Genomic DNA, 255 nt, shown 5'->3' on the forward strand with positions numbered 1-255 from the left:
GTCAAGAAATTCTGTAGCCGGGATGCCCTTTGGGAGGCACTCCAGCGAATCGGGTATGTGATATTTGTGGGTTGTCTTGCTGCGAACTTTCGGTTCGTGTCATCTCCACAGTCACCGCAATCTGGTCGTTCGACGCAAATTGCTTGGGTGTTATATGGTCAAGCCTCACGGGCAATTAGTATGGGTTAGCTCAACGCCTCACAGCGCTTACACACCCCACCTATCAACGTCGTAGTCTTCGACGGCCCTTCAGGG

Annotated in this window: 1 rRNA gene; it reads right to left on the minus strand. The window is 52.5% G+C overall.

Features of this window, described 5'->3' with window-relative positions:
• Positions 1 to 154 precede the first annotated feature (154 nt).
• A 23S ribosomal RNA gene (locus tag QMX89_RS22830) occupies positions 155 to 255 on the minus strand; the annotation flags it as partial.

It is taken from the genome of Pseudomonas sp. PS01301 (assembly GCF_029960215.1).
Lineage (GTDB): Bacteria > Pseudomonadota > Gammaproteobacteria > Pseudomonadales > Pseudomonadaceae > Aquipseudomonas > Aquipseudomonas coleopterorum.